The sequence below is a fragment of the Reyranella sp. genome (genome assembly GCF_030651995.1).
Taxonomy (GTDB): domain Bacteria; phylum Pseudomonadota; class Alphaproteobacteria; order Reyranellales; family Reyranellaceae; genus Reyranella.
Window position 1 is genome coordinate 1 of sequence record NZ_JAUSBN010000091.1, and the last position, 6,606, is coordinate 6,606.

7 protein-coding genes are annotated in these 6,606 nt (G+C 59.8%); 4 read left to right on the forward strand and 3 right to left on the reverse strand.

Annotated elements, in window-relative coordinates:
* Nucleotides 1–241: 241 nt before the first annotated feature.
* Nucleotides 242–367: a transposase gene (locus Q7V45_RS26905; RefSeq protein WP_370692672.1), complete on the reverse strand. Its 126-nt coding sequence runs from the start codon at nt 365–367 to the stop codon at nt 242–244.
* 267 nt (nt 368–634) lie between these two features.
* On the opposite strand from Q7V45_RS26905, the gene Q7V45_RS26910 reads away from it, so the two are divergent.
* Complete coding sequence (locus tag Q7V45_RS26910) at nt 635–1,699, forward strand: transporter (protein ID WP_304857674.1); 1,065 nt, start codon at nt 635–637, stop codon at nt 1,697–1,699.
* 258 nt (nt 1,700–1,957) lie between these two features.
* Nucleotides 1,958–4,354 (forward strand): arylsulfatase, encoded by a 2,397-nt coding sequence (locus tag Q7V45_RS26915; RefSeq protein ID WP_304857676.1) that lies wholly within the window; start codon nt 1,958–1,960, stop codon nt 4,352–4,354.
* A 227-nt stretch (nt 4,355–4,581) separates the two neighbouring features.
* On the opposite strand, the gene Q7V45_RS26920 is transcribed toward Q7V45_RS26915, so the two are convergent.
* Complete coding sequence (locus Q7V45_RS26920) at nt 4,582–5,517, reverse strand: ImmA/IrrE family metallo-endopeptidase (protein WP_304857678.1); 936 nt, start codon at nt 5,515–5,517, stop codon at nt 4,582–4,584.
* Entirely contained in the window at nt 5,514–5,837 is a 324-nt protein-coding gene (locus tag Q7V45_RS26925) for a helix-turn-helix domain-containing protein (RefSeq protein WP_304857680.1), read from the reverse strand. The genes Q7V45_RS26920 and Q7V45_RS26925 overlap by 4 nt, the downstream gene beginning before the upstream one ends.
* 133 nt (nt 5,838–5,970) lie before the next feature.
* Between Q7V45_RS26925 and Q7V45_RS26930 the strand changes: the two genes are divergently transcribed.
* Nucleotides 5,971–6,213 (forward strand): DUF2188 domain-containing protein, encoded by a 243-nt coding sequence (locus tag Q7V45_RS26930; protein WP_304857682.1) that lies wholly within the window; start codon nt 5,971–5,973, stop codon nt 6,211–6,213.
* Nucleotides 6,214–6,226: 13 nt separating this feature from the next.
* The gene (locus Q7V45_RS26935) at nt 6,227–6,565 is read left to right on the forward strand and encodes a hypothetical protein (RefSeq protein ID WP_304857684.1); all 339 of its coding nucleotides are present in this window, start codon (nt 6,227–6,229) and stop codon (nt 6,563–6,565) included.
* Nucleotides 6,566–6,606: the final 41 nt, after the last annotated feature.

The window sequence follows — 6,606 nt, forward strand, 5'->3', positions numbered from 1 at the left end:
GCTCATAACCTGAAGGTCGTAGGTTCAAATCCTGCCCCCGCAACCAAAATAGCCCGCTAACTCAATGAGTTAGCGGGTTTCTTGTTTTGCGTATGTATTTGCAGTCGCGCCGTGGAAGCACTGTGGAAGCAAGAGGGCGCGTAGATATGCGCAGATGCTCCAGTAACAGCCTCGCCCTATCCATGAAGCACTGACCACTTCTGCGATGACCTGGCCCCCTTGCGCTGCCACCGTAGCGGCTTCACCAGATGTACAGCGTCGTCTCGCTGATCCCATGCTGGCGGTACAGATCCGCAGGCTTCGCCCCAGCGCTGTGCGGCTTCAGGATCTCGATGATCTGCTTTTGGCTAAATCGCTTGCGCTTCATGTCCGTTCTCCCCGACCAAACCCAACTCCTACAACGTGAGAATTTCAGGGGGGAGCCGGTCACGGGGAGCCACGACGCAGGGCACCGTGAAGGTGCCAAGCGGTCCCTTGACGGAGGACGACTACACCAAGGTGGCACAGGAGAGACTACACCGGTACCGTCGTTGTAGGCACCGACCTGGCTAGCGTGCGATTGCCCAGGAAATAGCGTGGTGGTTGCCACGTCGCCATTCAGCGGCCGGTATTACCAAGAGCAATAGGGCAGAAAATGCATTTATCACCGAAGAGCCTGAAGTTTCCGGAGACAGCTCGCCGGCCTCGCACTTCGGCGCTCCTCGCGATGATCGGGGCGTGTGGGCTGTGGGCGCCCGATGCGCTCGCCGACGAGAACGGAATCAGCTTCTGGGTGCCCGGCATCTTCAGCAGCTTCGCTGCGGCGCCTCTTGCACCGGGCTGGGCTCTTAGCACGACGTATTATCACACCTCGGTATCGGCTGGCGGGCAGGTTTCGCAGAGCTACGATCAGCGCGTCAGGCGCATCCCGGTATCGTCGTCGATCAACCTCTCCGGCAGCCTCAGCGCGGATGCGAACATGTTTCTGATCTCGCCGACCTATACCTTCGAAACCCCGGTGCTCGGCGGACAGTTTTCCGCCGGAGTGATGACCGTCGTCGGCAGCATGAACACGGGCCTGAGCGCCGAGGTCAATCGATCGGTAACGACGCCATTCGGAGGCCTGGCGTTTGCCAACACGGGAAGCATCAACCAATCCGTCTTTGGCTTCGGCGACCTCTTTCCGCAGCTCGCCCTGCGCTGGAACTTCGGTGTCCACAACATCATGACGTACCTGACCGGCGATATACCGGTTGGCTACTATAGCCCATCAGGCATAGCCAACATTGGAATAGGTCACGGTGCGATCGACGGCGGTGGTGGATACACTTATCTCAATCCCGCCGCCCGACTAGAGCTCTCGGCAACGCTTGGGTTCACCTACAACTTCCGGAACGCGGCGACGGACTACCAGAACGGCACCTCCATGCACCTCGATGTGGCAGGCGCGCGATTCCTCAACGAGCACCTGTTCGTCGGTCCCGTCGCGACTCTTTACAAGCAGATTGGCTGCGATAGCGGCGCCACCCCGGCCCAAGGCTGCTTCCAATCGCAGGTAGTGGGTGCCGGTCCGCAACTCGGACTTCTGTTCCCCGTGGCAGGCAAGCAAGGCTATCTCAATCTCAGGGGCTACAAGGAGTTCGCCGCCGTGAATCGGCCGTCTGGCTTCAACGTCTGGGTCAGCTTCACGATAACGGGCGCGCCGCCCGCCCATCACTGACAGAGCCTTTGCAGGCGTGCCGGTGGCTGTGGTCGAAACCACACAATAGGACTCTTAACGGTCTTTGCTGGTTGTCCGAAGACAAGATCCACGATGCACGATATTGCGGGGTATCATAATGGGCAAGGCGACTTCCGCCACCACGCGGAGCTGCGCCCCATATGTGCCGAAGCCTCCACTAACAGCAGCTTCAAACCGTCCTAACTGTTCTGACGACGGACAAGTCCAAGCTTTCGCTGCAAAGAAGAGAGAATAATCATGAAGCAGAAATCGATTGCCTTCGCCCTCGGCCTCTTGGTTTCGACCGCGCTTTCGCCGCTGTCAGCAGTGCCAGCCGTCGCTCAGGTCACTGCCCCGGCGAATGCCATGCTTCCAGCCGACCGCACGGTGCTGCCGATCCCGGAGCCACAGTATCCGCATAGCACGGTGTTCGATGTCAGGAATGCGACACCGCCGCCTCGCTTCGAGGTCAAGGCGCCACCCAGTGCGCCTAATGTGCTCATCGTACTGATTGACGACATGGGCTTCGGCCAGTCGAGCGCGTTCGGTGGACCAATCCTCATGCCGACGGTAGAGCGCCTGGCCAATGATGGTTTGCGCTACAATCAGTTCCACACTACGGCGCTTTGCTCGCCGACCCGCGCCGCGCTGCTCAGCGGCCGCAATCATCACACGAACAACATGGGGTCGATTACGGAGATGGCCACCGCTTTCCCCGGCCAGACCGGCCAGCGCCCCAACAACGTGGCGCCGGTGGCTGAGATGTTGCGGCTGAACGGCTACAGTACGGCGGCCTTCGGAAAATCGCACGAGACCGCAGCTTGGGAAGTGAGCCCCTCCGGGCCGACCGACCGCTGGCCGACTCGCTCTGGCTTCGACAAGTTCTATGGCTTCATGGGCGGAGAGACTAACCAATGGGCGCCGCTGCTTTACGACGGCATGACTAAAGTCGAGCCATCGAAGGATCCCAACTATCACTTGATGACCGATATGACCGACCAGGCGATCGGCTGGATGCAGTTCCAGAAGTCGCTGACGCCGGACAAGCCGTTCTTCATCTACTTCGCGCCGGGCGCCACCCATGCACCTCATCAGGTTCCAAAAGAGTGGATCGCCAAGTACAAGGGCAAGTTTGACCAGGGCTGGGACAAGCTGCGTGAGGAGACGCTTGTTCGGCAGAAGAAACTCGGGGTCGTGCCCGCAGACACGAAGCTCGCCCCCAAGCCTGAAGCCATCAAGGATTGGTCCACCCTCTCGGCCGACGAGAAGAAGTTGTTCGCCCGTCAGATGGAAGTGTTTGCGGCCTTCGGCGAGTATGCCGACACCGAGATCGGCCGCTTAATCGACGCGATCAAAGCGACAGGCCAGCTCGACAACACACTGATTTTCTATGTCGTCGGCGACAACGGCGCGAGCGCCGAAGGCGGCATGACCGGACTGTTCAACGAGTACACCTACTTCAACGGCGTGACAGAAAGCGTCCAGGACGTTCTCAAGCACTATGACGAACTCGGCGGACCCAAGACTTATGGCCACTATGCCGCTGGTTGGGCGGTCGCCGGCAGCACGCCCTTCACCTGGACCAAGCAGGTAGCGTCCAGTTATGGCGGCACCCGGAACGGAATGGTGGTGCACTGGCCCAAAGGGATCGCTGCAAAAGGCGAAGTGCGCTCGCAGTGGCACCATGTCATCGACATCGCGCCGACGATCCTGGACGCTGCCAGCCTGCCCGAGCCTAGAATTGTGAACGGCACGCCCCAGACCCCCATCGAGGGCGTGAGCATGGGCTACACCTTTACTGATCCAAAGGCTGCGGGCCGCCGCATCACTCAGTATTTTGAGATCTTGGGAAATCGCGCCATTTATCATGATGGCTGGCTGGCCGGCACGGTCCACCGAGCTCCCTGGGAAGCAAAGCCCCGGACGACCCTCGAGAACGACAAGTGGGAACTGTATGACACGCGGTCGGACTTCAGCCTGGCAAACGACCTTGCTGCCATGAATCCCGAGAAGCTGAAGGAACTACAGGAACTCTTTCTGAAGGAAGCGGTCAGATATTCGGTGCTGCCTATCGATGACCGAACCCTGGAACGCCTGACCGCGGGTTTGGCCGGTCGGCCCGATCTGATGGCCGGGCGTACATCGCTGACGGTTCACCAGGGAATGACCGGGATGTCGGAGAACGTCTTCATCAATCTAAAGAATCAGTCACATTCGATTACTGCCGACGTGGAGATCCCGAAGAACGGCGCCAACGGCGTCATCCTCGCCCAGGCTGGCCGCTTCGGCGGATGGAGCCTCTATGTGAAGGATGGCAAGCCAACGTATACCTATAACTGGCTTGGCCAGCAGCGGTACACTATCGTCGGCAAGCAGGCGCTCCCCGCTGGAAAGTCGACCATTCGATTCGAGTTCGCCTACGACGGCAACGGCGTCGGCAAAGGCGGCGATGCTACAATCTTCGTGAATGGAACGAAGGCCGCCACAGGCCGAATTGAAAAGACCCAATGCTGCGCTTATTCGGCGGATGAGGGCGCTGATGTCGGCGCGGATGAGGGGACGCCCGTCACCGAGGCCTACAAGGTTCCGTTCAAGTTCACGGGCAAGATCGACAAGGTGACGATCGAACTGAAGGAAGCCAAGAAGGCTCAGTGATAACCTAGAGAAGGGCATTCCGGATGCCGACGTAGCCTTGGCGGGCGTAACCAACGCTGTCCTGGTGCGCAACTAGGTACATTCCGAGATCATCGGCCTGTCGCGGCCGCCCCAGACACGGGAGGCCGAGACGCAGGCTGGCCGCGCAGACGTCTCTAACTCAGTCTATCCCTATCCCCGGCGCATGCTGCTGTTTTTATGACTTGACGCTGGTATGGGCGGCACCATCACGAATGACCGTTCGTGATGAACTTATCGTACGTGTCCATCAACTCGACTTCGTCGTCGACCGTATGGTGCGCGGCGAGTGGGTCGAAGTGAAGGACCGAAATCGAGAAGCCGAGCCTATTGGAAAAGAAGGTCAACTCTCGCACTGGCTCTGAGCCTCGGCTGAAGTTCCACACGCCCGAAGGTATTGCGATAGGCTGATCAGATCGAGCGTGTTGGCCAGTCGATCCCATTCCAGCAATTGAGTTGGTTGGGATCTCCAGGCCGGAGCGAACAAAGATGCCAGACTTGTACGCGGCCGCGCTGGCACGTCCCCACAGGGCAAAGCCATCAGAAGCTACGACCATCGCCGCCCGCTTGTCGGTGAACTCAATCCACTTCCGCACGGCTGCCATGAGCGACACATCGTATCGGTCGATCACATGGTCGAGCAGGGGGCGGGACATCTCCAAATCGCCGACCTGCTTGCGGTAATCGTCGATCGGCATGAGCAGGTAGGACGCGAACGTGTCGGCTTCTTCTTCTCGTTTGCCCTCGGTGTCTTTCCATTTGTTGGACTGGAGGGGAAGGCATTCAAAGTTGAAGCGATTGTCGAGTTCACCGTCGCGGTAGTGCCCTGCCGTCAATGGCTGGCGGTGTAGCTGGTAGTGGCCGAATTCGTGCGCCATCGTGAAGCGCTTGCGTCCCGGGTACTGGGACTGATCGTTGTAGAGCAACTGCCAGTGCGGTCGGCGAGGATGTGCGCGCAGCATGCCCTCGAAGCCGTCGATGTCGACGGCCTCGATCGTCGCGATGGGGTCGTCATTCTGGCGCGACACCTCGCGGGCAAGGGCCTCGACGTCGATGGGGAAGCGATCCTCGCCGAGTACAGTGCGAAGCATAACCGTGAGGCGGTTGGCCTCGCGAATAGGCGATTTGCGGACTGGTTCGTTCATTGGTCCTTGTCGTCGAGGATCTTCAGCATTTCCCGGAGTTTCTCTTTCCCCTTGTCGCCCATCTTAAGGTAGTGGCGGAAGAAGGCCTTGTCCTGGGCGTCCGCCTCGGTGACGTCAGCGGCCGTGATCAAGTAGTCAGTCGTGGTGTCGAGCGCGATGGCGATCTGGTGGAGTTTTTCTGCCGACGGGCGCGCCACGTCCTTGTTCTCGATCTCCCACATGTAGCTCTTGCTCGATCCGACGCGTTCGGCGAGCGCCTCCAGTGTCAGCCCTTTCTTTCGTCTGAGTTCACGTACGCGATCTCCGAGGGGGGATGGCAAAGGTATCCTCCTGATTCACAGGTTCGTAGTTGCACTACATCTAGGCCTTGACACGCAGTACCTGCAATCCCTACTTTCAGGTTCGCTATAACGAACAATTGTTCGCGCTATTACCCTACGTAGGAGATTCTGCATGACGAAAGAAAAGCGTCCTCCGGGTACTCATCACGTAGTGCCAAGCTCCCAGGGCGGCTGGGATGTCCGCCGTGGCGGCGCCGAGCGCGCCGCTGGTCACTTCGACCACAAGGCGGATGCCGTCGACCGCGGTCGTCAGATCAGCCGCAACGCCGGCACTGAGCTCAAAATCCACAATCGCGATGGTCGCATCGGTCAGAGCGACAGCCACGGCCGCGATCCCCGCAACATCAAAGGCTGAGAGGGATCCGGCCATGGGCACCGTCACCAGCTTCATCCGCAATACCCCCAAAACCTCCCTTCGCGCCTACTTCGACCAAGCGGACATCCGGCTGACGCCGCCGGTCAATTGGGATGGGCCGGGCGACGTCGTTCGCCCCATTCTTCAGGCGGTCGATGAGATGGACCCGGTGACGCGCGATAGGCTTGAGACGGTCGCTGAGCGCGTCACCGGCATGGCCGACGAAGCGGGGGAGGCGGCGATCTACAGCATCGCCCAGGACCCCGCTCTGCGGATTCCGACGAAGCGGGCCACCGATTCCGAACGAAGGCGGCCATCGATTCCGATTGATGGCGGCCAGGGATTCCGTTGATACCGGCCATTGCTCTCCGTCGTTGGCATTGTGATCAAGTC

What these genes read in the sequence shown, in the direction of transcription:
- Q7V45_RS26915 (WP_304857676.1), top strand. Translation starts at nt 1,958, where the DNA reads ATGAAGCAGAAATCGATTGCCTTCGCCCTCGGCCTCTTGGTTTCGACC.
- Q7V45_RS26910 (WP_304857674.1), top strand. Translation starts at nt 635, where the DNA reads ATGCATTTATCACCGAAGAGCCTGAAGTTTCCGGAGACAGCTCGCCGG.
- Q7V45_RS26905 (WP_370692672.1), bottom strand. Translation starts at nt 367, where the DNA reads ATGAAGCGCAAGCGATTTAGCCAAAAGCAGATCATCGAGATCCTGAAG.
- Q7V45_RS26930 (WP_304857682.1), top strand. Translation starts at nt 5,971, where the DNA reads ATGACGAAAGAAAAGCGTCCTCCGGGTACTCATCACGTAGTGCCAAGC.
- Q7V45_RS26935 (WP_304857684.1), top strand. Translation starts at nt 6,227, where the DNA reads ATGGGCACCGTCACCAGCTTCATCCGCAATACCCCCAAAACCTCCCTT.
- Q7V45_RS26920 (WP_304857678.1), bottom strand. Translation starts at nt 5,517, where the DNA reads ATGAACGAACCAGTCCGCAAATCGCCTATTCGCGAGGCCAACCGCCTC.